The 25645-nt window shown below is 68.2% G+C and carries 27 protein-coding genes and 4 tRNA genes; 9 read left to right on the top strand and 22 right to left on the bottom strand.

What is annotated here, in order from left to right; all coding sequences use genetic code 11:
- Positions 1-46 precede the first annotated feature (46 nt).
- The 11 genes from FEK34_RS21500 to FEK34_RS21450 form a co-directional block, all read right to left on the bottom strand.
- A complete protein-coding gene (locus FEK34_RS21500) occupies positions 47-400 on the bottom strand; it encodes a hypothetical protein (protein WP_138450340.1) in 354 nt (117 codons plus the stop codon).
- A gap of 297 nt (positions 401-697) precedes the next feature.
- Positions 698-1411, bottom strand: a complete 714-nt coding sequence (gene rplA / locus FEK34_RS21495) for a 50S ribosomal protein L1 (RefSeq protein WP_036540481.1) — start codon at positions 1409-1411, stop codon at positions 698-700.
- Between the two features lie 153 nt (positions 1412-1564).
- Positions 1565-1999 (bottom strand): 50S ribosomal protein L11, encoded by a 435-nt coding sequence (gene rplK / locus FEK34_RS21490; protein ID WP_014353103.1) that lies wholly within the window; start codon positions 1997-1999, stop codon positions 1565-1567.
- 145 nt (positions 2000-2144) lie between these two features.
- The gene (gene nusG, locus FEK34_RS21485; protein WP_138450572.1) at positions 2145-2948 is read right to left on the bottom strand and encodes a transcription termination/antitermination protein NusG; all 804 of its coding nucleotides are present in this window, start codon (positions 2946-2948) and stop codon (positions 2145-2147) included.
- A 112-nt stretch (positions 2949-3060) separates the two neighbouring features.
- Positions 3061-3471 (bottom strand): preprotein translocase subunit SecE, encoded by a 411-nt coding sequence (gene secE, locus FEK34_RS21480; protein WP_432760974.1) that lies wholly within the window; start codon positions 3469-3471, stop codon positions 3061-3063.
- A 6-nt stretch (positions 3472-3477) separates the two neighbouring features.
- Positions 3478-3550 (bottom strand) — tRNA-Trp (locus FEK34_RS21475).
- A gap of 237 nt (positions 3551-3787) precedes the next feature.
- Positions 3788-4849, bottom strand: coding sequence for a fused (3R)-hydroxyacyl-ACP dehydratase subunits HadA/HadB (locus tag FEK34_RS21470; RefSeq protein WP_138450570.1), 1062 nt, complete (start codon positions 4847-4849; stop codon positions 3788-3790).
- A 203-nt stretch (positions 4850-5052) separates the two neighbouring features.
- The gene (gene rpmG / locus FEK34_RS21465; protein ID WP_011211653.1) at positions 5053-5223 is read right to left on the bottom strand and encodes a 50S ribosomal protein L33; all 171 of its coding nucleotides are present in this window, start codon (positions 5221-5223) and stop codon (positions 5053-5055) included.
- 37 nt (positions 5224-5260) lie between these two features.
- Positions 5261-5336, bottom strand: a tRNA-Met gene (locus tag FEK34_RS21460).
- An 83-nt stretch (positions 5337-5419) separates the two neighbouring features.
- Positions 5420-5492, bottom strand: a tRNA-Thr gene (locus FEK34_RS21455).
- Between the two features lie 211 nt (positions 5493-5703).
- Positions 5704-5786, bottom strand: a tRNA-Tyr gene (locus tag FEK34_RS21450).
- 215 nt (positions 5787-6001) lie between these two features.
- On the opposite strand from FEK34_RS21450, the gene FEK34_RS21445 reads away from it, so the two are divergent.
- Positions 6002-6493, top strand: a complete 492-nt coding sequence (locus FEK34_RS21445) for a YajQ family cyclic di-GMP-binding protein (protein WP_014353107.1) — start codon at positions 6002-6004, stop codon at positions 6491-6493.
- A 140-nt stretch (positions 6494-6633) separates the two neighbouring features.
- Here FEK34_RS21445 and htpX read toward each other — a convergent pair whose 3' ends face one another.
- Positions 6634-7509 carry a zinc metalloprotease HtpX gene (htpX, locus tag FEK34_RS21440; protein ID WP_138450337.1) on the bottom strand — a complete coding sequence of 292 codons (876 nt, stop codon included), beginning with the start codon at positions 7507-7509 and terminating at the stop codon, positions 6634-6636.
- 163 nt (positions 7510-7672) lie between these two features.
- On the bottom strand, positions 7673-8695 hold the full coding sequence (locus FEK34_RS21435; protein ID WP_138450334.1) for a polyprenyl synthetase family protein: 1023 nt from the start codon (positions 8693-8695) through the stop codon (positions 7673-7675).
- A gap of 241 nt (positions 8696-8936) precedes the next feature.
- On the opposite strand from FEK34_RS21435, the gene FEK34_RS21430 reads away from it, so the two are divergent.
- The 3 genes from FEK34_RS21430 (at position 8937) to FEK34_RS21420 (ending at position 11162) form a co-directional block, all read left to right on the top strand.
- Positions 8937-10217, top strand: a complete 1281-nt coding sequence (locus FEK34_RS21430) for a geranylgeranyl reductase family protein (protein WP_171048322.1) — start codon at positions 8937-8939, stop codon at positions 10215-10217.
- A gap of 23 nt (positions 10218-10240) precedes the next feature.
- Positions 10241-10657: a helix-turn-helix transcriptional regulator gene (locus tag FEK34_RS21425; protein WP_036540516.1), complete on the top strand. Its 417-nt coding sequence runs from the start codon at positions 10241-10243 to the stop codon at positions 10655-10657.
- Positions 10658-10721: 64 nt separating this feature from the next.
- On the top strand, positions 10722-11162 hold the full coding sequence (locus FEK34_RS21420) for a VOC family protein (RefSeq protein WP_036540491.1): 441 nt from the start codon (positions 10722-10724) through the stop codon (positions 11160-11162).
- Between the two features lie 49 nt (positions 11163-11211).
- Here FEK34_RS21420 and FEK34_RS21415 read toward each other — a convergent pair whose 3' ends face one another.
- Positions 11212-11718, bottom strand: a complete 507-nt coding sequence (locus FEK34_RS21415; protein ID WP_130917954.1) for a DUF2505 domain-containing protein — start codon at positions 11716-11718, stop codon at positions 11212-11214.
- 93 nt (positions 11719-11811) lie between these two features.
- Between FEK34_RS21415 and FEK34_RS21410 the strand changes: the two genes are divergently transcribed.
- Both FEK34_RS21410 and FEK34_RS21405 read left to right on the top strand, forming a co-directional pair.
- Entirely contained in the window at positions 11812-12276 is a 465-nt protein-coding gene (locus FEK34_RS21410) for a DUF3592 domain-containing protein (RefSeq protein WP_138450332.1), read from the top strand.
- A gap of 87 nt (positions 12277-12363) precedes the next feature.
- Positions 12364-13506, top strand: coding sequence for a glycosyltransferase family 4 protein (locus FEK34_RS21405; protein ID WP_138450330.1), 1143 nt, complete (start codon positions 12364-12366; stop codon positions 13504-13506).
- Positions 13507-13551: 45 nt separating this feature from the next.
- Here the strand turns inward: FEK34_RS21405 and FEK34_RS21400 are convergent, their stop codons facing one another.
- The 5 genes from FEK34_RS21400 to FEK34_RS21380 form a co-directional block, all read right to left on the bottom strand.
- Positions 13552-14343, bottom strand: coding sequence for a protein phosphatase 2C domain-containing protein (locus FEK34_RS21400; RefSeq protein ID WP_171048321.1), 792 nt, complete (start codon positions 14341-14343; stop codon positions 13552-13554).
- Positions 14340-15065, bottom strand: a complete 726-nt coding sequence (locus tag FEK34_RS21395; protein ID WP_249359461.1) for a sigma-70 family RNA polymerase sigma factor — start codon at positions 15063-15065, stop codon at positions 14340-14342. The genes FEK34_RS21400 and FEK34_RS21395 overlap by 4 nt, the downstream gene beginning before the upstream one ends.
- 344 nt (positions 15066-15409) lie before the next feature.
- Positions 15410-16624, bottom strand: a complete 1215-nt coding sequence (locus FEK34_RS21390; RefSeq protein WP_138450324.1) for a cytochrome P450 — start codon at positions 16622-16624, stop codon at positions 15410-15412.
- Between the two features lie 25 nt (positions 16625-16649).
- Entirely contained in the window at positions 16650-16850 is a 201-nt protein-coding gene (locus FEK34_RS21385; RefSeq protein ID WP_432279988.1) for a ferredoxin, read from the bottom strand.
- 8 nt (positions 16851-16858) lie between these two features.
- Entirely contained in the window at positions 16859-17497 is a 639-nt protein-coding gene (locus tag FEK34_RS21380) for a DUF4097 family beta strand repeat-containing protein (protein WP_138450322.1), read from the bottom strand.
- A 162-nt stretch (positions 17498-17659) separates the two neighbouring features.
- Between FEK34_RS21380 and FEK34_RS21375 the strand changes: the two genes are divergently transcribed.
- The gene (locus FEK34_RS21375; RefSeq protein WP_138450320.1) at positions 17660-20791 is read left to right on the top strand and encodes a BTAD domain-containing putative transcriptional regulator; all 3132 of its coding nucleotides are present in this window, start codon (positions 17660-17662) and stop codon (positions 20789-20791) included.
- A gap of 345 nt (positions 20792-21136) precedes the next feature.
- Here FEK34_RS21375 and FEK34_RS21370 read toward each other — a convergent pair whose 3' ends face one another.
- Positions 21137-21916 (bottom strand): ABC transporter permease, encoded by a 780-nt coding sequence (locus FEK34_RS21370; protein ID WP_138450318.1) that lies wholly within the window; start codon positions 21914-21916, stop codon positions 21137-21139.
- On the bottom strand, positions 21913-22857 hold the full coding sequence (locus FEK34_RS21365) for an ATP-binding cassette domain-containing protein (protein ID WP_138450316.1): 945 nt from the start codon (positions 22855-22857) through the stop codon (positions 21913-21915). The genes FEK34_RS21370 and FEK34_RS21365 overlap by 4 nt, the downstream gene beginning before the upstream one ends.
- A gap of 142 nt (positions 22858-22999) precedes the next feature.
- Here FEK34_RS21365 and FEK34_RS31305 point away from each other — a divergent pair, with 142 nt between their 5' ends.
- On the top strand, positions 23000-23659 hold the full coding sequence (locus tag FEK34_RS31305) for a GtrA family protein (RefSeq protein WP_349292441.1): 660 nt from the start codon (positions 23000-23002) through the stop codon (positions 23657-23659).
- A gap of 65 nt (positions 23660-23724) precedes the next feature.
- Here the strand turns inward: FEK34_RS31305 and FEK34_RS21355 are convergent, their stop codons facing one another.
- Positions 23725-24354 (bottom strand): TetR/AcrR family transcriptional regulator, encoded by a 630-nt coding sequence (locus tag FEK34_RS21355; protein ID WP_138450314.1) that lies wholly within the window; start codon positions 24352-24354, stop codon positions 23725-23727.
- Between the two features lie 82 nt (positions 24355-24436).
- Between FEK34_RS21355 and FEK34_RS21350 the strand changes: the two genes are divergently transcribed.
- A complete protein-coding gene (locus FEK34_RS21350) occupies positions 24437-25471 on the top strand; it encodes an aldo/keto reductase (protein WP_138450311.1) in 1035 nt (344 codons plus the stop codon).
- Positions 25472-25645 lie beyond the last annotated feature (174 nt).

The following is a 25645-nucleotide window of genomic DNA, read 5'->3' as shown; positions in this document are numbered from 1 at the left end:
CGTGGCGACCCGGCCGATCGGGGAACGACTGGGTGACCGGCGTCGGCTACTTACGATGCCGTCCGGCACGGGTTTCGGCAGGCGGGGAATCGGAGCCGTCATCGCGGCTCCGGTCGCTTCCACCGTCACCGATCCGGCGGGGTTTGGGCAGGCGGCGGCCGGCGGCGGCATCGTCACCGGCGCGCTTGCGGCGCAGTTCGTCGAGATCGACGACACTCCCGTCCCGGTCGGTGCCGTGCGAGTCGGCCGATGTCGTCGTCCCCCAGGTCGTCGCGGCGCCGACCGGCCACGAACCGGTTTCGCGCTCCAACTCCGACCGCATCACCGGCCTGGTCGGGGCCGGGTCGTAGACGGTGCCGTACTCCGGACGCCACTGTTTCGCAGGCGTCGGTTCTGCCACTCGCCGCGGGCGTCGCGGGAGCGGAACAACCTTCGGGGACCGCCGGTCCGGTTCTTGCTGATCCGACATCGAACTAGCAGCCGCCCGGTGCCGCGACATCGTTCGGCGCACCGAGCCGATGTCTGATCCTTGTGCCGAGTCCGTCACTCACGCCCTCATTGTCTCTCAGCATCCCCGCAAACGCAGAACCGGTCGGCGCCCGGCGCGCTGCCGAACCAGGGCGATGTGAGCCGTGAACGCCGAAACGGCGGGAACGCAGATCGCGTTCCCGCCGTTTCGGTGGAGCTCAGGTGCTGCTTACGCGTCCTCGTCGAGGAGGTTGCGGGTGCGGTTCGGGTCTACCGGGATGCCCGGTCCGGTGTTCGTCGAGACCGTCACCTTCTTGACGTAGCGGCCCTTGGCGGTCGACGGCTTCACACGCAGGATCTCGTCCAGCGCGGCGCCGTAGTTCTCCACCAGCTTGGCATCGTCGAAGGACGCCTTGCCGATGACGAAGTGCAGGTTGGCCTGCTTGTCGACGCGGAAGTTGATCTTGCCGCCCTTGATGTCGTTGACGGCCTTGGTCACATCGGTGGTGACCGTGCCCGTCTTCGGGTTCGGCATCAGGCCGCGCGGGCCGAGGACACGCGCGATGCGGCCGACCTTGGCCATCTGGTCCGGGGTGGCGATCGCGGCGTCGAAGTCCAGCCAGCCGCCCTGGATCCGCTCGATCAGATCCTCGGCGCCCACGGCGTCCGCACCGGCGGCCTCGGCCTCGGCGGCCTTCTCGCCGGCCGCGAACACGATGACGCGGGCGGTCTTACCGGTGCCGTGCGGCAGGTTGACGGTGCCGCGGACCATCTGGTCGGCCTTACGGGGATCCACACCGAGACGAACGGCGACCTCGACGGTCGCGTCGGTCTTGGTGGTGGCGGTCTCCTTGGCCAGCCGCGCGGCGGCCAGCGGGGAGTAGAGCTTGGTGCGATCGACCTTCTCGGCCGCGGCGAGGTACGCCTTGCTTCGTTTTGCCATGTTTTCTCTGTCCTTAGCTGTGGTTCAGAAGTGGTTGATCGGGCCTGGCCGGCCCTCCCACCTGTGCAGTTAGAGCGCTCAGCCCCGGTGCCTGATGGAGGGCTTCGCTACGCCTGCGTGGTTACGCTGCGCTGCCGCCTCCGGCGCTGACGCTCAGCCCTCGACCGTGATGCCCATCGAACGAGCGGTACCGGCGATGATCTTCGCGGCCTGCTCGATGTCGTTGGCGTTCAGGTCTTCCTGCTTGGTCTTGGCGATCTCGCGCACCTGGTCCATGGTCACGGTGGCGACCTTGTTGCGGTGCGGCTCAGCCGAACCCTTCTGCACGCCTGCGGCCTTGAGCAGCAGCTTGGCGGCGGGCGGGGTCTTCAGCTTGAAGTCGAAGGTCCGGTCCTCGTACACCGAGATCTCGACCGGAATGACGTTGCCACGCTGCGACTCGGTCGCGGCGTTGTACGCCTTGCAGAACTCCATGATGTTGACGCCGTGCTGACCGAGCGCGGGGCCGACCGGAGGGGCCGGGTTCGCCTGGCCGGCCTGGATCTGCAGCTTGATGATCCCGGCGAGCTTCTTCTTCTTGGGGGGCATCTTTCTTCCTTGGTTTCGGTTCCTTACGGTTGCCGTAAGCCTTGCGCGGGTGTGCACCCGCAGCCGGGCGCACCCGGCGAACCCTGACACCTTACCGGGATCGCCTGTGCGGCTGATCGAGCGGGGCGGGTGGCCCGCCCCACGATCAAATCTTCGCGACCTGGGTGAATGCCAGCTCGACGGGGGTTTCACGGCCGAAGATCGACACCAGCACCTTGAGCTTCTGCTGTTCGGCGTTGACCTCGGAAATGCTGGCGGGCAGCGTCGCGAACGGACCGTCCATGACGGTGACCGACTCGCCGACCTCGAAATCGACCTCGATGACCGGCTTGGCGACGGCCTCGCTGGCGGCTTCCTGAGTGGCGGAGGCGGCAGCGGCCGCGGCGGCCGGGGCCTTCTTCTGCTGCGAGGCGGGCACCAGGAACTTCACCACGTCGTTGATGGTGAGCGGCGAAGGCCGGGAGGTCGCGCCGACGAAGCCGGTGACGCCGGGGGTGTTGCGCACCGCGCCCCAGGACTCGTCGTTCAGTTCCATCCGGACCAGGATGTAGCCGGGCAGCACCTTGCGGTTGACGTTCTTGCGCTGGCCGTTCTTGATCTCGGTGACCTCTTCGGTGGGCACTTCCACCTGGAAGATGTAGTCCTCGAGGTCGAGGTTCTGCACACGGGTCTCGAGGTTGGCCTTGACCTTGTTCTCGTAGCCCGCGTAGGAGTGGATGACGTACCACTCGCCGGGCGCGCGACGCAGCGCGGCCTTCATCTCCTCCACCGGATCGGCCGGAGCCTCGTCGATGGGAGCCTGTTCGGCAGCGGCGGCCTCGTCAGCGGGCGCGGATTCGTCGACGGCCACGGACTCGTCGGCGGATTCCTCGACGGAGTCGGCGGCCGACTCGGCCACCGCGTCGTCGACCGGGAACTCGTCGTTTGTGTCGTTCTCCGGGGTGCTCACTGGGGCACTCGCTTCCTGTGTCGTCACGTAAATCCTCTGCGTGCCGGGCCGGGCATGGCGGAACGCTCCCGCCCGCCCCCGGGATCGGCTGCCGGCGTCGGCGTCGTACTGCTCAGCCGAACAGCCAGTCGACACCCTTGACGAACGCCACATCCAACCCGCTGATGAACGCGACCATGAAGACCACGAACACCAGAACAACGCTCGTATAGGTGACCATCTGCTTCCGGTTGGGCCAGATCACCTTGCGCAGTTCCGCGATAACCTCACGCAGGAACTTGATCAAACGCTTGAACGGATTGCCCGACTTCTTGCGTTCGGCCCGATCGGAGGTCTTGGCTGCCTTGCGCGGGCGGTCGATCGTGGCGACCGCGCCGTTATCGGCCGACGAGGACGACGAACCGGTGCGGGCCCGCCGGGCGGACCGCTTGCCGCTCGGCCGACTCGCTGCGGCGGTGCCATCGCCGTCGTCGCGAGTGTCCCGCTCGTCAGTCACGTCAGAACCCTCTCTCATCGCTGGCATCCAGGGCAGGGGCGACAGGACTTGAACCTGCAACCTGCGGTTTTGGAGACCGCTGCTCTGCCAATTGAGCTACGCCCCTTCGGCTGGACGGTGGTGCTGATGCCCAGCCACATGTGCTGTATTCAGTTGTTCGCTGGTGTCACACAACACGCGCGCCGCTCCGGCAGTTGCCGGCCCCGTCAGCGGTGGTTCCGGAGCTGCGCTCCGGGCCGCCTGGAACCAGCCTTGCAGAGCAGCGCGCATCGGCTGGTGACCCCAGAAACCCGAGTGTACGTGAAGACCGGTGGCATTAGCCAATCCGGCCCCACGAACCAGGTCAGGACAGCTGGACGGTGGCGGTCGCGCGCCCGAAGATCTTGCGACCGGCCGACTTCGCGACGATGGCGACGACCGCGGTCTTGGTCTCGGGATCGACCGATTTCACCTTGCCGGTGAACTCGACCTCGGCCGGTTCGTCCACGCCCACGTACACCGGGCTGGTGAAGCGGACGTTGTATTCCTTGACCGCGCCGGGATCGCCGAGCCAGGAGGTGACGAATCCGCCGCCGAGGCCCATGGTCAGCATGCCGTGCGCGACGACGTTGTCCAGGCCGACGAGTTTGACGACTTCGTCACTCCAGTGGATGGGGTTGGCGTCACCGGACACGCCCGCGTAGTTGACCAGGTCGCCGCGGGTCAGCCGGACGGTGCGCGGGGGCAGCTCGTCGCCCGCGCTGATCGAGTCGAAGGCGATGGCGTGCTTGCTCGGCGCGACCTCGGGAGCGGTCGGCACCGGGGCGGGAGTCGGCGTGGGCATCGTGCGGGGGTGCTGCTGCGGGGTTTCCTCGCCGAGGCCGTGCATGAGCACGTTGCGGACCGCACCGGCCAGGTTCGGGTCGATATCGCCGCCGCTGCGGCCGATGAGCGTGGTGTAGGTGGTGAGCACCAGCTCGTCGCGCTGATCGGTGACGATGTTCTTGGTGACGATGATGTCGCCGCCGAAGGCCTGCCGGAACGAGTGCAGGTAGACGTCGCAGGTCAGCTGGTCGCCGACCTTGATCGGCCGGTGGAATTCCAGGATCTGGTCGGTCTGCATGATCTGGCTCAGGTCGTAGCCGGTGACGACCTCTTCGAACAGCTTGCGCTGGGCCAGGATGCCGACCAGGGAGATGAAGGTCAGCGGCGCGAGCAGGCCGTCGTAGCCGTACTCCTGCGCGACGTCTTCCTCCCAGTGCACCGGGTGGTAGTCCTGCACGGCGCGGGCGTATTCGCGGACCTTTTCGCGGCCGACCTCGTAGTAGTCGTCGACGCGGTAGTGGTGACCGACCATGGCTGCCGCGTGTTCGGCGGGGTCGAAACTTTCGCCCGTCGCGACCGCTTCGTCTGTACCGGTGTTCATTGTCACGGGAGGACTGTACCTATCTGACCCCGTAGGCGGAGTCGGTGGAGCGTTGACCACCGCTGGCCAGATGCACCGTGCAAACGCAGTCGGGCCGGACGCGAGGTCCGGCCCGATGCTTGTATCACGGCGGTTGTGTTCCGGCTGGTGCCGGAAGCGATGTCCCGGCGCCGATGCACGCGGTAGCTACACGCGTGGTTGGCTCAGCGGGACTCGCGGTGCGCCCGGTGCGTGCCGCAGTTCGGGCAGAACTTCTTCAGCTCCAAGCGGTCCGGGTCGTTACGCCGGTTCTTCTTGGTGATGTAGTTGCGGTGCTTGCACTGCTCGCAGGCCAAGGTGATCTTTGGCCGGACATCGGTGGACTTCGCGGCCACGATATGCCTTCTTTCCGGAACTGGGCTTGATCGGTTGTGGTAGCGATGGCCGGACTTGAACCGGCGACACAACGATTATGAGTCGTTTGCTCTACCGACTGAGCTACACCGCCACGAGTCGCATTGCCTGCGGTGCCGTGCCCAGCCCCTCCGAGCGGGGAGCGATGCCGAGTCGGTCACCACCGGCAATCCGGCGAGCCCCCTAACGGAATCGAACCGTTGACCTTTTCCTTACCATGGAAACGCTCTGCCGACTGAGCTAAGGGGGCATGACCTCTTACGCACCGTGACCCAACTTCCGTGACCCCGGCGCTTCGAAGTCTTGAACGAGGTTACACACTCACCCGTCTATGCACCAAACCGGCTGGTCAGAGCCGGTATTTCCGATCTCGCAGACCCGGCGGGCCGTGGAGCGGAGAACGGAGTGACCCGGAAACGGAAGAACCCCCGCGGATCATTTCGATCCACGGGGGTTCTCGGTGGCAGGTGTAGGATTCGAACCTACGTAGGCTTTCACCGACAGATTTACAGTCTGCTCCCATTGGCCGCTCGGGCAACCTGCCGTCGCGCTTCTCGGCGCGCAGAGCAGAATACAACGAACCCACACCCGGAATGCAAACCGGCTGTACAGCGGCATGGTGAGACCGGCTCGTTCGTGCCGACGGCGACACAGACCGCGTCCGGGGACTAATCTCGTTCGGCCGGGTAGAACTAGGTGGGTGCGGCGAACCATCCGGCGCGAACCTCGAACGCCGGACCGTCAGGACAGGAGCGCAGTGTGGCCGATTCGTCTTTCGATGTCGTCAGCAAGGTCGATCGCCAGGAGGTCGACAACGCGTTGCATCAGGCGGAGAAGGAGCTGAACACCCGCTACGACTTCCGCGGCACCGGTGCCGCGATCGAATGGTCCGGTGAGGACAAGATCGTGATCAGCGCCGAGGCCGAGGAGCGGGTCAAGGCCGCACTCGAGGTGTTCAAGGAGAAGCTGATCCGCCGCGATATCTCGCTCAAGGCGTTCGATGCCGGCGAGCCGGTGGTGTCGGGCAAGACCTACAAGATCACCGGCTCGCTGGTGCAGGGCATCGACGCCGAACACGCGAAGAAGATCTCCAAGAAGATCCGCGACGAGGGCCCCAAGGGCGTCAAGGCCCAGATCCAGGGCGACGAGCTGCGCGTCAGCAGCAAGAAGCGCGACGACCTGCAGGCCGTGATCTCGCTGCTCAAGGGCGAGGACTTCGGCATCGCCCTGCAATTCGTCAACTACCGGTAATAGCACTCACCGCCCCGGGCGGGGTGCACGTCACGGACTTCCAGGCCGGCGCTCACGGGACAGACCACCGGGGCCGAGCGCGCGCGGGGCGGTGATGGCAGCCCTGTGGAGCGGGGAAGATCACCGCTCCAGCCGGGTCGTCAGCTACGCGGGCGGCCGGCCAGCTCTTCGAGGCGGGCGATGCGGTCGGCCATCGGCGGGTGGGTCGAGAACCAGCGGGCGGCGCGCTCACCCGGGCGGAACGGGTTGGCGATCATCAGGTGCGACTGGGCGGTGAGCTGCGGCTCGGGCGGCAGCGGGGCGGCTTGGACGCCGCGTTCGAGCTTGCGCAGGGCCGAGGCCAAGGCGAGTGGATCGCCGGTGAGTTCGGCGCCGGACTGATCTGCCTGGTATTCGCGGGATCGCGATACGGCCAGCTTGATGAGGGTGGCCGCGATCGGGCCGAGCAGCGAGACCAAGATCACGCCGATGATGTTCGGCCCGCCCTCGCGGTTGCCGCCGAACGCGGTGGCGAAGAAGGCAAGGTTGGCCAGGCCGGAGATGACGGCGGCCAGCGCGCCCGCGACCGACGAGATGAGGATGTCGCGGTTGTAGACGTGCGAGAGCTCATGGCCGAGCACGGCGCGCAGCTCACGCTCGTCGAGGATCTGCAAAATGCCGCTGGTACAGCACACCGCCGCGTGGCGCGGGCTGCGGCCCGTGGCGAAGGCGTTGGGGGCGTTGGTGGGGCTGATGTAGAGGCGCGGCATGGGCTGGCGCGCGGCGGTGGCGAGTTCGCGCACGATCCGGTAGATGACCGGCGCCTCCAGCTCGCTGATCGGCTGGGCGTGCATGGCCTTCAACGCCAGTTTGTCGCTGTTGAAGTAGGCGTAGGCGTTCATGCCGACGGCCAGCAGGATCGCGATGACCAGGATCGTCGGGCTGCGGAACATCGCCCCGGCGAACACGATCAGCGCGGAAAGCCCGACCATCAAGCCAAACGTCTTGATCCCGTTCGCATACCCATGCCCGTGCATACGTCTCCTCGCCGCTCCCCCGTCCTGTATGGATTTCCGCGCCGCCCGGCGGCGCACAACGCTCCTCGACTGCTACTGATCTTCACGTAATCCAGCTGTGCGAGTGCTACAGAATGGCAACGATCGCGGCGGTGCCGGAGTTCCGGCCCGCCGCGCGGAGGGATCAGCCCACGCGTTCGATGGTGTAGCGCACCAGCCGCACGAGGGCATCGTTCGCGGGGCCGGGCGGCAGCGCCGAGAGTTCGGCATAGGCCAGGTCGGCGTATTCCTGCAGCTTCTGCTTGGCCTGGGTCATCCCGGGCGAACGGCCGAGCAGCTCGAGCGCCTCATCGACCTCGGCGTCGGTTTCCAGCGGACGAGCCAGCAGGGCGCGCAGCCGGTCGCCGTCGGCGCCTTCGTCGCGCAGGGCATAGAGCACCGGCAGGGTGTGCACGCCTTCGCGCAGGTCGGTGCCGGGGGTCTTGCCGGACTGGGCGGATTCGGAGGAGATGTCGATGATGTCGTCGGAGATCTGGAACGCGGTGCCGACGGCGTCACCGAGACGGGCCAGCCGCTCGACGTGTTCGGTGTCGGCGCCGGAGAAGGTGCCGCCGAAACGTCCGGCGGCCGCGATCAGCGAGCCGGTCTTCTCCCACACCACCCGCAGGTAATGCGCGACGGGATCCTTGGCCTCGGACGCACCCATGGTTTCGCGCATCTGGCCGGTGACCAGTTCGGCGAAGGTTTCGGCGATGATGCGCACCGCGTCGGGACCCAGGGTCGACACCAGCCGGGAGGCGTGCGCGAACAGGTAGTCACCGGCGAGGATGGCGATGCTGTTGCCCCAGCGCGAATTCACGCTGGGCGCACCGCGACGCATGGTGGCCTCGTCCATCACATCGTCGTGGTACAGGGTCGCCAGATGCACCAGTTCGACGACGGTGCCCGCGGTGATCAGGTCCGGGTCGGTCGGGCGCGGGCCGAGCTGGCCGGTCAGGATGGTGAACAGCGGACGGAACCGCTTGCCGCCGGCCTTGGCCAGATGCAGGGCCGCTTCCTGAAGGAAGGACGCGCCGTCGGACAGCTCCTCGATCAGCAGCTTCTCGACATCGGCCAGGCCGTTGCGCACCGTGGCGGCGAGTTCGGAATCGCCGAGATCCACCCCCGCTACTACCGTGCTCTCGTCGCTCACAGCAGATGTGCTCATTTCTTCTCCCAGCGATGCGTCCGACCCACGGTCAAAGAACCTAGCGTGTCCACGGTAGATAACCCCATGAACACCGTCACTCCCGGCAATATCCGCTGGGGCGCACCGCACACCTTCGCATACCGGACGCGGCGGCGGACGTCGAGCCCGGCGGTGCGTCGGCGGTGGAGTTCGCCGGCCCGCCGCATGTCACACGGCACCGGCGTCGACACCGGTGCGGGCGCGCTGCGAGTATGGGTCCATGGGTGCACCGGATGTCACACCAGCGGGCGGTGACGAGCAGACACACGGCGCGGTCCCCGCGCACGCCGATGTCCTCGTGGTCGGAGCGGGACCGGCCGGGTCGGCGGCGGCGACCTGGGCCGCGCGAGCGGGTCGCGATGTGCTGCTGGTCGACTCGGCGGTGTTCCCGCGCGACAAGACCTGCGGCGACGGCCTGACCCCGCGCGCCACCGCGGAATTGGAACATCTCGGGCTCGGCGATTGGGTGCGCGCGCACACCGTCAACCATGGTTTGCGGATGACCGGCTTCGGCCGCGAGGAGCTGCTGCCGTGGCCGGGCGGGTCGTTCCCCACCTACGGAAGTGCCGTTCCACGCACCGAACTCGACGACAAGCTGCGCGAGACCGCGGTGAAGTCGGGGGCTCGGATGCTGGAGGGCGCCAAGGTCGTCGACGTCACCAGAGACGGTGAGCGGGTCACCGGCGTGACCGTGCGTACCGGGACAGGCACGCGGTCGATCAGCTGCCGAACCCTCGTCGTCGCCGACGGGGTGCGTTCGCCGGTCGGCAAGATCCTCGGCCGCGAATGGCATCGTCAGTACGCCTACGGTGTTGCCGCCCGCGCCTACATCAGCTCTGGGCGGTCGGCCGATCAATGGATCACCTCGCATCTGGAATTGCGGGACGCGAACGGTTCCCTGGTGCCCGGCTACGGCTGGGTGTTCCCGCTGGCCAACGGCGAGGTCAATATCGGCGTCGGTTCGCTGGCGACCGAGCGCCGTCCCTCGCATATCGCGTTGAAACCGCTGCTCGAGCACTACACCGCGTTGCGGCGGGAGGAGTGGGAGTTCAGCGGGTCGCTGCGCGCGGTGGCCTCAGCGCTGCTGCCGATGGGCGGGGCGGTGTCGAATATCGCCGGGCGCAACTGGGTGCTGGTCGGTGACGCCGCCGGCTGCGTGAACCCGCTCAACGGCGAGGGCATCGACTACGGGCTCGAGGGCGGGCACATGCTTGCCGACCTGCTCGACGAACCCGATCTGAGCACTGTGTGGCCGGAATTGCTGCGAGCCAAGTACGGCCGCACGTATTCGGTGGCGCGCCGGATCGCCGGGCTGGCCACCCATCCGCGGATGGTGCCGATGGGCGGGCCGCCGGTGATGCGGTCGAAGTTCTTGCAGCGCACCGCGGTTCGGGTGATGGGCAATCTGGTCACCGACGAGGACGTGGATCTGGTGGCGCGGGCCTGGCGGATGGCCGGGCGGATGTCGCGGCGTTTCGACGAGCGTCCGCCGTTCTGTTAGCCGCTGCCGTGACGCCGCGACCGGTGCCCGAAGACCTGCTCCCGCATCTGCGGCGGGCCCGGGATCTCGCCGACCGCGACTACGCCCAGCCGCTGGACCTGGACGGCCTGGCCGCCGCAGCGGGCGTGTCGAAGTACCACTTCCTGCGCTGTTTCGCCGCGACCTATGGCAAGACGCCCGCGGTGTATCTGGCCGAGCGGCGCATCGAGCGGGCGCAGGACCTGCTGCGCGCCACGAATGTCACCGTGACCGAGGCGTGCATGCTCGTCGGCTACACCAGCCTCGGATCGTTCTCCCGGAAGTTCACCGAACTCGTGGGAATGTCGCCGTCGGCGTATCAGGCGAAGTTCGCCGCCGATGGCGCGCCGCGGATCCCGGGCTGTTACGTGTTCATGCACGGTTTGTCCGATCGCGCACCGCGGCCCGACAGCGGCCTGTGACGGCGAACCACACCGAGCAATTTCGGAGAAGCCGATGCCCGGTCGGCCGCCCTAGCCTGAGCTCATGACTCCGATCAAGAACATTTCGCTGGTCACGGTGTATGTGACCGATATGGACGCGGCCAAGCAGTGGTACATCGACAAACTCGGTTTCGTCGAGACCGCCGATGTGACCATGGGCGACAGTGGTTTCCGCTGGCTCACCATCGCCCACCCCGATCACCGCGAGCTGGAAGTGACACTGATGGTGCCGGGCCCGCCGCTGGATGAGAACCTGGCCGAAGCCACCCGTCGCGCGCTCGCCAACGGCACGCACGGCGCACTGGGCCTGGCCACCGACGACTGTCAGAAGGCCTACGAGGAACTGTCGGCCAAGGGCGTGGAGTTCGTGCAGCCGCCCTCGGATCGCCCCTATGGCGTCGAAGCGGTGATGCGCGACAACTCCGGTAACTGGCTGGTGCTGGTGGAGAAGAAGGATTACGACCCGAGCGATTTCGCTCAGTAGTCGCCGGATGTGGATGCACGCCACGCCCGGTGTGCATCCACCTCGCGGATCAGGCCGAGGCCTGCCCGGCGAACCACTTCTCGATGAACTTGCGCTCGCTGTCGAGGACGCGGTGATGCAGCTGCTCGGCCAGCGGCTCGATGGCCCCGCCGACCAGCGGAACCTTCACCTTCACCGTGCCGACGACCTCGATTTCGCTGCCCTCGGCGGTGGGGCGCAGTTCATAGGTGCCCGACATCTCCGAGTTGACGCCCTTGGACGTGCCCTCGAAGCTGCCCTTGGCGATCTCACCTGTCAGCGGCTGCCAGGTGTCGGTGCGGGAGACCACCAGATCGCTCTTGAGCACCTTGCGCACGATGCCCGGAATCTTGTCGGGACGGATCTTCTCGCTCATCGCGAGCCGGATGGTGCCCTCGCCGCCGGGATGGGCCAGATCGAGGGTGGCGGTCTCGGCGCCGGCGAAGCGGGCCTGCCACAGCTCGTCGCCGGTGAGTGCCCGGTGCAGGTCCTCCACCGGAACGGTGTAGGGCACCGTGAAGCTGAATTTTCGGGACATGGCGTCACGGTAGCCGACCAGGACACGGCAGGCCCGGCATCGCGTGCGCATGGTGGACGGGCATGTGGTGCGGCGGGCCAGTAACCTGTGGCGGTGTCGGAAACCAGTCAGCCGGAAGGGCGCACGGTACGCCTGCGGCGGGCGCGGATCGGGGTGCTCACCGCCGCGATCGTGGTCAGCGTGCTGATGGGGCTGCTGGTGCTGGCGGCCTGGCGCAACGACTACCTGATCAGTTCGGATATGGGCCGCACCACCGGCGAGGTGATCTCCGCGGGCCGGCTGCGCTCGGCGGTGAAGTATGTGACCCCCGACGGTGTGACGCACAATCCGAAGGTCGGGGTGCTCTATCCGACCAACCTCACCAAGGGTGAGCACATCAACGTCGAATACAACCGCGCCGACCCCGACCTGGTGCGCGTGGCCGGGCGCGATGTGCGGGTGGCGATACCGCCCGCCCTGTCGGTGATCGCGGTGACCTGGGCGCTCGCGCTGCCCACGCTGTGGATTCTGCGGCGAACCGAACGCAGGCCGGTCGAGGTGGCGACGGCGAAGGTCTGAGCGGGTCCGGGAGCTGTTCGCCGGAACTTCGCGTGGGCGTCACGTCGGCGTGACTGGGCTGACGGCGCCGCCGACCACACTGGAGACGTGCGCGTAGCCATCGTGTCGGAGTCTTTCCTGCCGAATATGAACGGTGTCGTCAATTCCGTGCTCCGGGTCCTCGACCATCTGGACCAGCACGGGCACGACGCGCTGGTCATCGCGCCGGACACGGTGCGCGGTGAGCCACCGGCGCCGCGATTCCACGGGCGCTTCCCGGTGTATCGCGTGCCCGCGGTGATGGTGCCGAAGATCAGCTCGCTGCCCGTCGGCCTGCCGCAGCCGGGGATGGTGCGGGCCATCGCGGACTTCGATGCCGACGTGGTTCACCTGGCTTCACCGTTCCTGCTCGGGGCGGGCGGGCTCGGGGCGGCGCTGCGGCTGGATCTGCCCGCGGTGGCGGTGTATCAGACCGACGTCGCCGGGTTCGCGAAGAGCTACGGGCTCGGGCTGGCCAGCCGGGCGGCCTGGGCGTGGACGCGGCGGATCCACGAGGGCGCGGCCCGGACGCTGGCGCCGTCGTCCGCGGCGGCGGCCGATCTGGCCCGGCACGGGATCCCGCGAGTGCATCGCTGGGGGCGCGGGGTGGATATCGCGCGGTTCACGCCCTCGGCCCGACGGGCAGCTGTGCGGGAATCGTGGCTGTCCGGTTCGGAGAAGCTGATCGTCGGTTTCGTCGGACGGCTGGCGCCGGAGAAGCACGTCGAACGGCTCGCGCCGCTCGCGCACGATCCGGACATCCAGCTGGTGGTCGTCGGCGACGGCCCCGAACGCGCCCGCCTGACCCGCCTGCTGCCCGGCGCCGTCTTCACCGGCGAACTCGGCGGCGACGAACTCGCCCAGGCTTATGCGAGCCTGGACGTGATGGTGCACGCCGGCGAACACGAAACGTTCTGCCAAGGCGTCCAGGAAGCCTTGGCCTCCGGCGTCCCCGTCATCGGCCCCGACGCCGGCGGCCCCCGCGACCTCATCGCCCACTGCCGCAACGGCTACCTGCTGCCGGTGGACCGCTTCACCGAACTCCTCCCCAGCGCCGTAGCCGCCCTCCGCGACCCCACCCTGCGCACCCGCTTCGCCGGCGCCGCCCGCAAATCCGTCCTGCACCGCACCTGGCCCGCCATCTGCGCTGAACTGATGGGCCATTACGCCGAGGTGAGCGGCACCGAATTCCGAATCCCGCGCTCGGCGTAAGCGGCCCGCGCCGCCCGGAAGCCCCGCCCCGATGGCTTCCGCCTGCTAGAGATCGACGACCGCAATCGATTTGTCGTCATGTTGCTTCGACCTGGGCAGCCGTCGGCCGTTCGGGTCGACATCGGATTCCCACCGCCGCAGCCGGACGAGCAGATCATGCAGCTCGGCATTCGACATCCGCGCTATCTCCTGCCAGTCCAATCCGGTGACGGGGAGCAGATCGAAAGCGCCATCCGTCGCCGAAATCACCCAGGAGACCGCATACAGCGGAAAGCCGGCCGTGATCGCCTCGTGCGCCGCCGCTGGTTCGGACTCGGCAATCCAGTAGCCACCGGGACGATTTCGCATGTGCAGCTGACGACGTTGCAGTCGCTGAAGTATCGCACGATGAGTGTCGTCGTAGCCTCCACCTGACCTGAGCCTGGTGATGTACTGCCCGGCCTCGGGAAGCTCGAGTGCCGCGAGCCGGTCGTCCAGGAATATCCGGCATGAGCCATCTTTCAGCCCGACGACAATCGCGCTGTCGCCGAGAACCAGCACATCGAGGGTGCGCTCGCCTACCCGAGCCACGGCGACTGTGCTCGACGGAGACTTTCCGGGCCGCAGGTCGAGCTGCTGTGACACCGCGATCAACGACTCCGCCAGCGCGGTCTTCAGATCGGATGTCTCGCTCACGCGCCGGGCCATTTCGCCTGCCAAGACATCGACATAGCGGGCAGCGGAGGGAGTTTCGGGGTCGAACGAGGAAGCGCCGTCGAGCAGGATGGTGCCGTTGCGGAGGAGAACCACACGGTCCTCATCCGCCCGCGCAGCCAGCTGAGCCGCGGCTATCCTCATCCGTCGCCTGGCCCGGACTCGTACGGACCGGCCAGCAGACGGCTCGCGGTAATCACGAAACCCCGGTCGAACTCGCATTCGACGATGCCGCTGATAAACGCGGAGCCGGGGTCGTACACCGCCGCTACATTCGCCGCGAGCCAGTGCGCGACGCCGAGGGAACCCACGCTGGTGAGGCCGGCGATGTGCACGATGACGCGTCCTCGGTCGCGGCGCGAGAAATAGCCGATGTCATGGCGGTCTGCGTTGTCGCGCAGATATGGGGAGTGATGTCGTCGGCCGGTGCGACTGTCGACGATGCACCATCCCTGCGCATCCTGGTCGAACCCGATCGCCGCATCGTCCGCGAGGAGTGTGCGCGCGATCGGAGCAGACTTCGGGCCGCACACGATCACCGCGTCACCCGCGGGCAGGTCGGCCGTATCCGGATCGATGGCGAAACTCGATGATGCCAGGGCCAGTTCGGTGAGTATCTGTTCGACAGTTGCCTGCGTCATCCGGTAGGCGGCGTCGAAGAATGACCGCTCGCGACCTTCTTCGAAGCCGAGTCGACGCGGAATCCCGACAGCGACCGGCCCCACCCCGAAGAACGCCCGCTCGAGCGGCGGTGCGGTAGCGCGGATCTGACTCACCCGCCCCTTAGTCAGCCCCAGCAACTCCGCGATCTCGGTGTAGCTCTTCCCCTGGCTCCGGTGCGCCTCCTCGATCGCCGCCTTCCGCACCCGCGCCAGTTCGGCTGCCCGCTGCTGGTAGATGGCGATGAGTTCGGCCGCACGCTGCCCACGACGGATCGGATCCGGGTCGTTGCGCACTGAGTCGAACTCGTCGGAGGTAGCCACGGCCCGAGTTTAGAGGCCCTTGACCCGCTCCCCCGCACCGTCGCGATGCACTTGAGCGAGGTTGAATCCGCTTGTACACGTTGGTCTTCCACTCGTTGGACGACCACCGGAGCGCGGGGTTGGCGGCTGGATCGATACGATGTCGCGGGTGGCCTACCGTTGTTGGTGATCGTCGTTTCGGTGTGGTGGCCGTATGACCGGGGCGGCAAGTAGCCGCCCCGGGCCATTCACGAAGCCGTCCACGTCACCGAGAGTTCGTGGACGCCGTAGATGTTCATGTCGGTGCGGAGTTTCACCTCCTCCGGTGAGATGGCGAGGGTGAGGGTGGGGAAGCGGCGGAGGAGGGCGGCGAAACCGGAGCGCATTTCGATGCGGGCCAGTTGTTGGCCGAGGCACTGGTGGATGCCGTGGCCGAAGGTGTTGTGGCCGCGGGCCTTGCGGTGGATGTCGAGGTGGTCGGGGTTGTCGAAACGCTGTGGGTCGCGGTTGGCGGCCAGCAGGGAGACGACGACGGTGGAGCCGGCGGGGATGGTTTCGCCGCAGAGTTCGATGTCCTCGGTGGCGTAGCGGTAGAAGATGTCGGCGACCGAGAGGTAGCGCAGCAGTTCCTCGACGGCGTCGGGGATCAATTCCGGATCCGCGTGCAGTTGCGCCAGCTGGTCGGGGTGCTCGAGCAGGGCGAAGGTGCCCAGGGCCAGCATGTTCGCGGTGGTCTCGTGGCCGGCGAGCAACAGCAGGAAGGCGATGCCGGTCAGCTCGTCGAGACCGAGGTCCTCGTCGCGGGCCAGGTCGGACAGGATGTCCTCGCCGGGCTCGGCGCGTTTGCGGGCGACCAGTTCGGCGAGATAGCCGTGCATGGCGCCGAACGCGCCCATCTTCTCCTCCAGCGTCTGATCCTTGACCAGGAACTTGGCCGAATTCACCTGGAAGTTCGCCCGGTCCTCGTAGGGCACGCCGAGCATTTCGCAGATCACCAGCGACGGCACCGGCAGCGCGAACTCGGCGACCAGATCGACCGGCGGGGTGAGCCGCGCCATGGCGTCGAGCTGCTGCTCGACGATCTCGGCGATGCGTTCTTCCAGCGCCCGCATGCGCCGGACGGTGAACGCCCCGATGAGCTTGCGCCGCAACCGGGTGTGGTCCGGTGGATCCATGGCCACGAACACGCCGGGCATCTGCGGCGACGGCTCGGTGGCGGCGGGCATGCCTGGCGTCTCGTAGGGCACGTGCACGATGCCGAGGTCCTGGCGCGAGCTGAACCGGGTGTCGGCCATCAGCTTGCGCACTGCTTCGTAGCCGGTCACCAGCCAGCCGTCGTGGCCGTCGGGGAACCGCAGCGGGCTCACCGGGCGGGTCTCGCGCAGCCGGGTGATCTCGCTCGGCGGATCGAACGGGCCCGCATCGCGTTGCTGGGGCAGGCCGTAGGGGACTGTTTCGGTCATCGTATTTCCTTGTCGGAGAGCGGAATCAGGTTTGATCGCGGAGGGTGATGGCCCCGGAGGGGCACAGCAGCGCGGCCTCGCGCACCGCCGGCTCGTCCGCCGCGGCGGGCGGTCGAACCGGCAGCACCCGGCCATCGTCGGGGTCCTGGTCGAAGACGGCGGGAGCGGTGAGCACGCACATGCCTGCGCCGATGCACCGCTCCCGGTCCACATGCAGTTCCAGCACGGCTCGGCCTACGCGGCGGCGGCGTGCCGGATGACGATGTTGCCGAGCGAATTCCGCGCGAACACCCGAACGGTGTCGGCAGCCTCGGCCGCGACCGGCGCCAGCGTGTTCTGCACGTTGCCGCGGGCGACCTCGGTCTCCAGCCGCACCGCGCTGCCCGGGTGGATACCCACCTCCAGCGCGCCCACCGAGGTCTCCAGCCGCAGGTCACCGCGCACCGCCGCGCCGATGCGGATGTTTCCCTTGGCGGTCTTCGCGGTCACCGAACCCTGCGGACGCTCGACGATGATGTCGCCCAGCGACACCGTCAGCTCGCAGTGGCCGAGTTCGCCCGCGCCGTGGACCTGCCCGACACCGGTGGTGCTGGTCAGCTCCGAGCCCGCGGGCACCTCGATGGTCACCGTGATCGCCGCGTTGCCGCCGAACGGGATGTGGGTGCGCCATGTCTTCGGGGTGCGCACGCTCAGCACGCCGTCGGCGAACTCGACGGTGGTCTGCTCGGCGGCACGCACGTCGGCCTTCTTCGACTCGTCGGCCGGGCGGACGACCACGACGCTGTCGGTGCGCTTGGAAGCGATGACGGTGACGTCGGCGGCCAGCACGTCGACGGTGACGGCGATCGGCTGCGGGGTCTGGAAGGTGTACATGGTGTTCTCCTCGAGATCGTGCTCCCGCTGCCTGCTCGCCGCGGTCGCTGTGACGTTGATGTGACTACTGTCGCGGGGGCGGCTGATACGGAGCTGACACCGAACTGATGCGTCGCCTGACATGCCGAGCGCCCCCGTTGACGCCCCGGGCAGAATGAGCCGGTGCGAATCAAGATGCTCGGCCCGCTGGAAATCCGGACCGATGACGGTGGATTGATTGCGATACCGGGTGCTCGGCTGCGCGCTTTGCTGGTCGCCCTCGCGCTCGAGCCGGGGCGCGCCGTCGCGAAGACGAAGCTGATCGACTGGATCTGGGGCGAGCAGCCACCGGCGGACGCCGCGAATGCGTTGCAGGCGTTGGTCTCCCGGTTGCGCCGGGTACTGCCCGATGGCGCGGTCGATGTGCAGGCGGGCGGGTATCGGCTGGCGGTCGCACCGGGCGCCGTCGACGCGGTGCGCTTCGATCAACTGCTCGACCAGGCGCGCAGCGGCGACGACGCGCAGCAGGCGCGGTTGCTGCGGGAAGCCGTTGAACTCTGGCGCGGGGCGGCGATGCAGGATCTCGGCGACAGCGACGACGTGGCCGCGGTCGTCACCAGGTACGACGGCCTGCGACTGTCGGCCATGGAAGATCTGTACGAGGCGGAGATCCGGCTGGGTCGTGGTGCGGAGCTGGTCACCGAGCTGACCGATCGGGTCGCTCAGCATCCGGTGCGGGAACGGCTGGCCGGCTCGCTCATGCGGGCGCTGGCCGCCGCGGGGCGAGGACCGGAAGCGCTGACGGTGTTCCAGCGCACCCGGGAGACCCTTGCCGATGAACTCGGTGTGGACCCGTCACCGGAACTGTCCGCCTTGCATGTCGCGCTGCTGCGCGGGGAGGTGGGCGCGCGGCCGCAGGAGCGCACCACGAATCTGCGCGCCGAACTCACCAGCTACGTCGGCAAAGTCACCGATATCGCCGCGGTGCGCGAACTCATCGCGGCCCACCGGCTCACCACCATCACCGGGCCGGGCGGATCGGGCAAGACCCGTCTGGCCGTGGAAACCGCGCGCACCATGCTCGGCGATCTGCCCGACGGCGCCTGGCTGGTGGAGCTGGCCGGCGTCGACGGCAGCGGCGATCTGGCGCAGGCCGCGCTCGCCGCGTTCGGGCTCAGGGACGCACTGCTGGGCAGCGCGCCGAACGCCGAACCGATGGAGCGGCTGGTCGCGGCGATCCGCGACCGCGAAACCCTGTTGATCCTGGACAACTGCGAGCACGTCATCGAGGCCGCGGCCGCCTTCGCGCACCGGGTGCTCGGCGAATGCACTCGGCTGCGGATCCTGGCGACGAGCCGGGAGCGGCTCGGTATCACCGGGGAGGCGCTGTGGCAGGTGGAGCCGCTGGCCTTGCCCGCCGCGACCGCCGATGCCGCCGTGATCGCGGACTCCCCCGCCGTCGCGCTGCTGCGGGACCGGGCGAGCGCGGTCCGCCAAGACCTGGGCACCGATCCGGCCACGCTGGCGACCATGGCCCGGATCTGCCGGGCGCTCGACGGTATTCCGCTGGCCATCGAACTGGCGGCGGCACGCTTGCGCACCATGTCCCTCGACCAGCTCGCGCACCGCCTCGACGACCGGTTCCGGCTGCTCACCGGCGGCAGCCGCACCGCGATCCGCCAGCACCGCACGCTGCGCGCGGTGGTGGACTGGAGCTGGGAGCTGCTCAGCGACGCCGAACGTCTCGTGCTGCGCAGGCTCGCGGTGTTCGCCGGTGGGGCGAGTCTGGAAGCGGCCGAACAGGTCTGCGCCGACGGCAGCACGGTCGAGCAGTGGGAAGTGCTGGAACTGCTGACGTCGCTGACCGAGAAATCGCTGCTCATCACCACCGACGACGGCCTCCGCTTCCGCATGCTGGAAACCATCAAGCAGTACGCAGCCGACCGGCTGGCCGAATCCGGCGATGCGGAAGCCGCCCGCCGCGCGCACCTGAACTACTTCACCGGCCTCGCCGCCACCGCCGAACCCCATCTGCGCCGCGCCGAGCAGCTGGAATGGCTGGCCGTGCTCGAGGCCGAGCACGACAACATCGCGATGGCGATGCGTGGCGCCCTCGCCGACGCGGACGCCGCCGGCGCGATGCGGCTGGCCGCGGCCGCGGGCTGGTACTGGTGGCTGGGCGGGCACAAGGGCGAAGGCACCGAGCTGGTGATCGCGGCCGCCGAACTCCCCGGCGACGTCGACGACGAGACCAGGGCCATGGTGTACGGGCTGGTCGTGCATTTCGTGTCCTCGGGCCGCAATGACGAGCAGCAGATCGCGGAATGGATCCGCAAGGCGCACCGCTTCGGCCGCGACGTGCGGGGCGGCCATCCCGCGTTGCGGTTCACCGCCGCGCTCGACCGGATGTTGCAGGGGCCCGACGAATACCTGCCCGCGTTCGAATCGCTGCTGGACGACGAGGACCCGTGGGTGCGTGCGCTGGCCCGGTTGCAGCTCGGCAAGCTGCGGACGGTGCTCGGCCAGCAGGGACACGAGGCCGACGAGTATCTCGCGCGGGCGTTGACCGAGTTCCGCGCGCTCGGCGAGCGCTGGGGCATGTCGTTCGCGCTCACCGAACTGGCAGGCCGGACCGCGCTGCGTGGCGAGTTGCCCCGCGCGATCGAGCTTTTCGATGAGGCGATCGCGGTGGTCACCGAGGTCGGCGCGATCGAGGACGTGGTCGCGATGCGCGCTCGTCAAGCCCAGCTGCACTGGGTGCTCGGCGACCCGGAGGCCAGCGCGGCCGCCCTCGCGGAAGCTCAACGTTGCGCCGACCAGAACGGCTGGCCCACCGCCCTGGCCGAAGTCGCCTTGGCGCGTGCGGAACTGGCCCGGCTGCGCGACGACACCGCCCTGGCGCACCAGCAGATCGACCTCGCCCGCACCCTGCTCGGCGCCGACGCCGAACAACCGAATGTCAGCGCGACGGTGCACATCCTGCTCGCCTATCTCGCCGACGACCTTACCGAAGCCGCGACCCACTGCGACGCGGCATACCAGGCGGCCTCCGCGGCAGGCCACGCCCTCCTGACCGCCCACGTCCTCATCGGCATCGCCGACCTCGCCGTACGCGCCGACCAGTACGACCAGGCCACCCGCCTGCTCGCCGCCGCCACCACCGTCCGAGGCCTGCCCGATCACTCCCATCCCGACGCCGCCCGAATAGAACAGAAAGCTCGAAACCACCTCGGCGACACAGCATTCGATCAAGCCACCCGAGAGGGCGCGAAGGCCGACCCGCATGAGCTGGTCACCCAGACCCTCGGACACTGAAGGCGCCGGCCGGATGATGTCGTAGATCCTCGGCCGGTTCGCTGCGCGCAGAGGTTCGTATGCCGCCGTGCCCGCCGACAGCGACCCAGATGAATGCGCGACCGCACCTGGACCGGCTTATTCGACCCTCGTAGTGCACACCTTGCCCTACGCGGCCAGGCGTTCGCCCGGACCGCGTCGACCGAGGTGCTGCCGGGGCCGATATATCACTGTCGACTTTCAGCGCAGACCGGTCCTTGTCCCTTGTCGAACGTTGCTGTGCCGCAGTCTTAGTCGACTGGACAACGCAGCATCGCCTCGGTGACCGGGGGCACCGAGGCGATGGGGGTTCGAATTCGCTTGGGTTCACGCGCGCTTGGTGAAGGTGGCGCGGGACCACAGGTAGCCGATGACGGCGAAGCCCGCGCACCAGGCGAGGGCGGCGGCGGTGTAGCCGGCGGAGGGGGTGCCGGTCAGGAAGCCGCGGACGGATTCGATGATCGGGGTGAAGGGCTGGTATTCGGCGAACTGGCGGACGCCGGGGCCCATCTTGTCGGCGGGGACGATGGCGCTGCTCAGGAAGGGCAGCATGATCAGCGGGACCACCGACATTCCGGCGGCCTCCGGGGTTTTGGCGGCCATGCCGAGGGCGACGGTGAGCCAGGCGGCGGCGAAGGCGGTGGCCAGCAGGACACCGAGGGCGCCGAGCCATTGCACGAGCGTTGCCGGGGAACGGAATCCGAGGGCGAAGCCGACGGCGAGGACGGAGACGATGGCGACCACGTTGGTCACCAGACTGGCCGCCACGTGCCCGGTGAGCACGGCGCCGCGGGAGACGTCCATGACCCGGAACCGGTTGATGACACCGTTGGTCATATCGGAACTCACCGCGACCGCCGTGCCGGACAGGCCGTAGCTGATGGCGAGCATCAGCATGCCGGGCACGGCGTAGTCGATGTAGTCCTCACCGACGTCGAACGCGTCGCCGAAGACGTAGACGAAGATCAGCATCATCATCACCGGCATCAACGCCGCGTTGAAGATGGTGACGGGTGAACGGGTGATGTGGGTGAAGTTGCGGCGCAACATCACCGACGAGTCGTACAGGGCGGCGGACAGGCTGCTGGTTGCGGACTGAGTGCTCATCGTGCTTCGGCCTCCGTGGTGGCGTGCCCGGTCAGGGCAAGGAAAACGTCGTCGAGATCGGGGGTGTGGATGGAGACCTGCTCGGCCTCGATGGTGCGCGCGGCGAGCCGGTCCAGCAGGGCGCGCAGGGTTGCCGAGTCACCGTCGCCGGGGACGTCGAGGGTGAGCGCGTCCTGGTCGGCGGTGCCTTCGGTCAGGATCTGCGCGGCCGTCGCCAGTTGCGCGGCGTGGGCGAACCGGAACCGGATGTGGCCGCCGGGGACACGACGCTTGAGTTCCTCCGCGGTGCCTTCGGCGACGATGCGCCCCTGATCGAGCACCGCGATCCGGTCGGCCAGCTGATCGGCTTCCTCGAGGTACTGGGTGGTGAGGAAGATGGTGACGCCCTCATCGGTCAGCTCCCGCACGATTTCCCACATGGTGCGCCTGCTGCGCGGATCGAGGCCGGTGGTCGGCTCGTCGAGGAAAATGATCTCCGGCTTGGTGACCAGCGTCATCGCCAGGTCGAGCTTGCGACGCATACCGCCGGAGTAGCTCGCGGCCGGCTTGTTCGCCGACTCGACCAGGTCGAAACGCTCGAGCAGGTCGGCGATCACCCGCTTGCCATCCTTGCCGCGCAAGCGGTGCAGATCGGCCATCAAGCGCAGGTTCTCCGCGCCGGTCAGCAGGCCGTCGACCGCCGCGAACTGTCCGGTGACGCCGATCGCCGCGCGCACCGCCTTGGTCTCGGTGACGAGATCGTGGCCCGCCACACGGGCGGTCCCGCCGTCGGATTTCAGCAGGGTGGTCAGGACGTTCACCGTCGTGGTCTTGCCCGCTCCGTTGGGGCCGAGCAGGGCGAAGATCGTGCCCGTACCGACATTCAGGTCGATGCCGTCGAGGACTTTCTTGTCTCCGTAGGACTTGCGCAGCCCGGAGGCGGCGATTGCTGTGCTGTTCATGGGACCAACCGTCGCCGGGCGGGCTGATACCGACCTGACACCGGCCTGATACGCACGCTGACGCCGTCCGCCGCACGCCGTGCCAGTGCCGTGTCAGTCCGCCGTCAGCTCGGCGTCAGCCGGGGCGGCGACCGTTCTTCTCGTGAACAGCACCGCCTTCGCCTCCGCCGCCGGTCCCGTCTGCGCCCCGATGATCCGCATCGATGGGAATGTCAGGACCGCGTGGAGCCGCCCTGAGCCCGCAGGTGCCGGCCGCGCGCGGCTGTGCGGCGTCCGCGTCCAGCAGGCTTCGCTCGGTGTACGGCGCTACGGCTCCCGCGTCCGGCAGGCGTCGCTCGGCGCGCAGCAGTACGGCTCCAGCGTCCGGCAGGCCGCGCCCGGCGCACAGCAGTACGGCTCCCGCGTCCGGCAGGCCCTGGTCGGTACCCACCCCTGCGCGCAACTGCTCCGCTTCGCCTTGGTCGGCGGTGCGAGCAATATCAGCTACCTGCTGCTGTTCCTCGCCTGCGCCGGGCTGGGCCCGATGGCAGCCAATGCCGCCGGGTCGATCGTGAGCACCATGATCGCGAACGAACTGCACCGCCGGATCACCTTCCGTGCGGCCGGCCGGATCAGCTGGCTGACCGCGCAGTGGCAGGGCGGCGGGCTGGCGCTGATCGGGCTGCTGACCAGCACCGCGGCGCTCGCCGTCATCGAATTCGTTGCGCCCGGCCTCGGCGAGCTCACCCGAGCGGGCCTGGTGCTCGCCGTCATGGCGGCGGTCGGCGGGCTGCGCTTTCTCGCGCTGCGCGGTTTGTTCTAGGTGTGCCGCAGGTCAGCCGATGGCGGTCACGAAGGTCGAGGCGCGAACCACTGCGCGGCAAAACGCTATCGACCGGGCTCGGGATCTCGAACGAACCCACCGCGCCGTGCCGTCTCGGCAACCGATTCCGCGGCTGTGCGAGTGGCGAAGTCATCGATCGGATCCCCGCTGACCAACCGCCGGTAGTACAGCGGGCCGGTGACAGCGGTGAGGACCGCGCGCGGGTCGGTTCCCGGCGGGACTTCTCCGCGGGCGATGGCGTCGGTGACGCAGCCCGACCACTCGGTGAGCCGGGCATCGTAGAAGCGGCGCAGGGCAGCGGCAGTGGATTCGTCGCAGGTGGCTGCGGCTATGACCGCCCCGATCAGGCGGCCTTCACGCGGGTCGGTGAGGGTTTTCGCGGCCAGGCGGGCGATCGCGGTAAGGTCACCGAGCAGCGAGCCGGTCTCCACCCGTGGCCCCAGTGCTTCGGCCATATCCACCAGGAGGTCGGCGATGAGGCCGGTGGGGGTGCGCCAGCGCCGGTAGACCGTGGTCTTGCCGACCTCGGCGCGCTGGGCGACCTCGGCCAGATCCAGATGGGCGAATCCGCGTTCGGCGAGCAGATCACCGGTGACGGCGAGTACGGCCGCTCGGACTCTGGCGGTGCGCCCACCTGGGCGGACCGATCCTGGGATGGTCGAATCTTCCGTCATAACGGGACTCCAGTTTCATTTACCGCCGAACAGGTGTACGTTCTGAGTTGTTAACGGAACTATAGACCCTTTAGGAGTTGTCATGGAGTACCGGCGGTTGGGTGCCTCGGGTCTGCTCGTCCCCGCGTTGAGCTTCGGTGCGGGGACCTTCGGCGGTCGCGGCGAACTGTTCATCGCGTGGGGTGATACCGATGCGGCGCAGGCGCGGCGGATGGTCGACATCAGCCTCGAAGCCGGCGTCAACATGTTCGACACCGCAGATGTCTACTCCGACGGCGCGTCGGAAGAGGTTCTCGGTGCGGCTATCAAGGGACGGCGCGATCAACTACTGCTGTCCACCAAGGCGAGCCTGCCCACCGGCCCCGGCCCGTTCGACGCCGGCTCCGGCAGGTCTCGGCTGATCGACGCCGTGGAAGGCTCACTGCGGCGGCTCGGCGTCGACCACATCGACCTGTTCCAACTGCACGCCTTCGACGCGCACACCCCGATCGACGAGGTGCTGCACGCCCTCGACGATCTGGTGCGCGCGGGCAAGATCCGCTACCTCGGCGCCTCGAACTTCGCCGGCTGGCAGCTGATGAAATCGCTGGCCGCCGCCGACAAGCACGGCCTGACCCGCTATGTCGCGCACCAGGTCTACTACTCCCTGGTCGGCCGCGACTACGAATGGGAGCTGATGCCGCTCGGCCGTGAGGAAGGCGTCGGCGCGGTGGTGTGGAGCCCGCTCGGCTGGGGCAGGCTGACCGGCAAGATCCGTCGCGGGCAACCACTTCCGGAAGGCAGCCGGTTGCATCAGACCGCCGAAGCAGGCCCGCCGGTGAACGACGAACTGCTCTACGACGTAGTCGACGTGCTCGACGAAATCGCCGCCGAGACCGGCAAATCCGTGCCGCAGATCGCCTTGAACTGGCTGCTCAACCGGCCCACCGTATCCACCGTCATCGTCGGCGCCCGCAATGAGGAGCAGCTGCGCCAGAACCTCGGCGCCATCGGCTGGAACCTCACCGCCGACCAGATCGCCCGCCTGGACAAGGCGAGCGCCGTCACCCCGCCCTACCCGTACTACCCGTACTACCGCCTGCCCGACTTCACCCGCCTCAACCCGCCCGCAGTCTGATCGGGGCTCGAACAGGCGCCATCCCGAAGCTCTCCTCACGTACGCGGAAGCGCTTCAAGGCGCTTCGACGCGGCGGCACCAGCGCGTGCCCGCCTCAACGTGCCCGCGCTGTGATGTGCCGTCCCGACAGTCAATCCACACGCGTCGTCGAGAGCTACATGGCTGAGGCATTGT

Origin of the sequence: Nocardia cyriacigeorgica (genome assembly GCF_005863245.1) — a bacterium.
GTDB lineage: Bacteria > Actinomycetota > Actinomycetes > Mycobacteriales > Mycobacteriaceae > Nocardia > Nocardia cyriacigeorgica_C.
The sequence above is the reverse complement of the archived record's forward strand: the minus strand, read 5'-3'. Positions and strand labels throughout refer to the sequence as shown.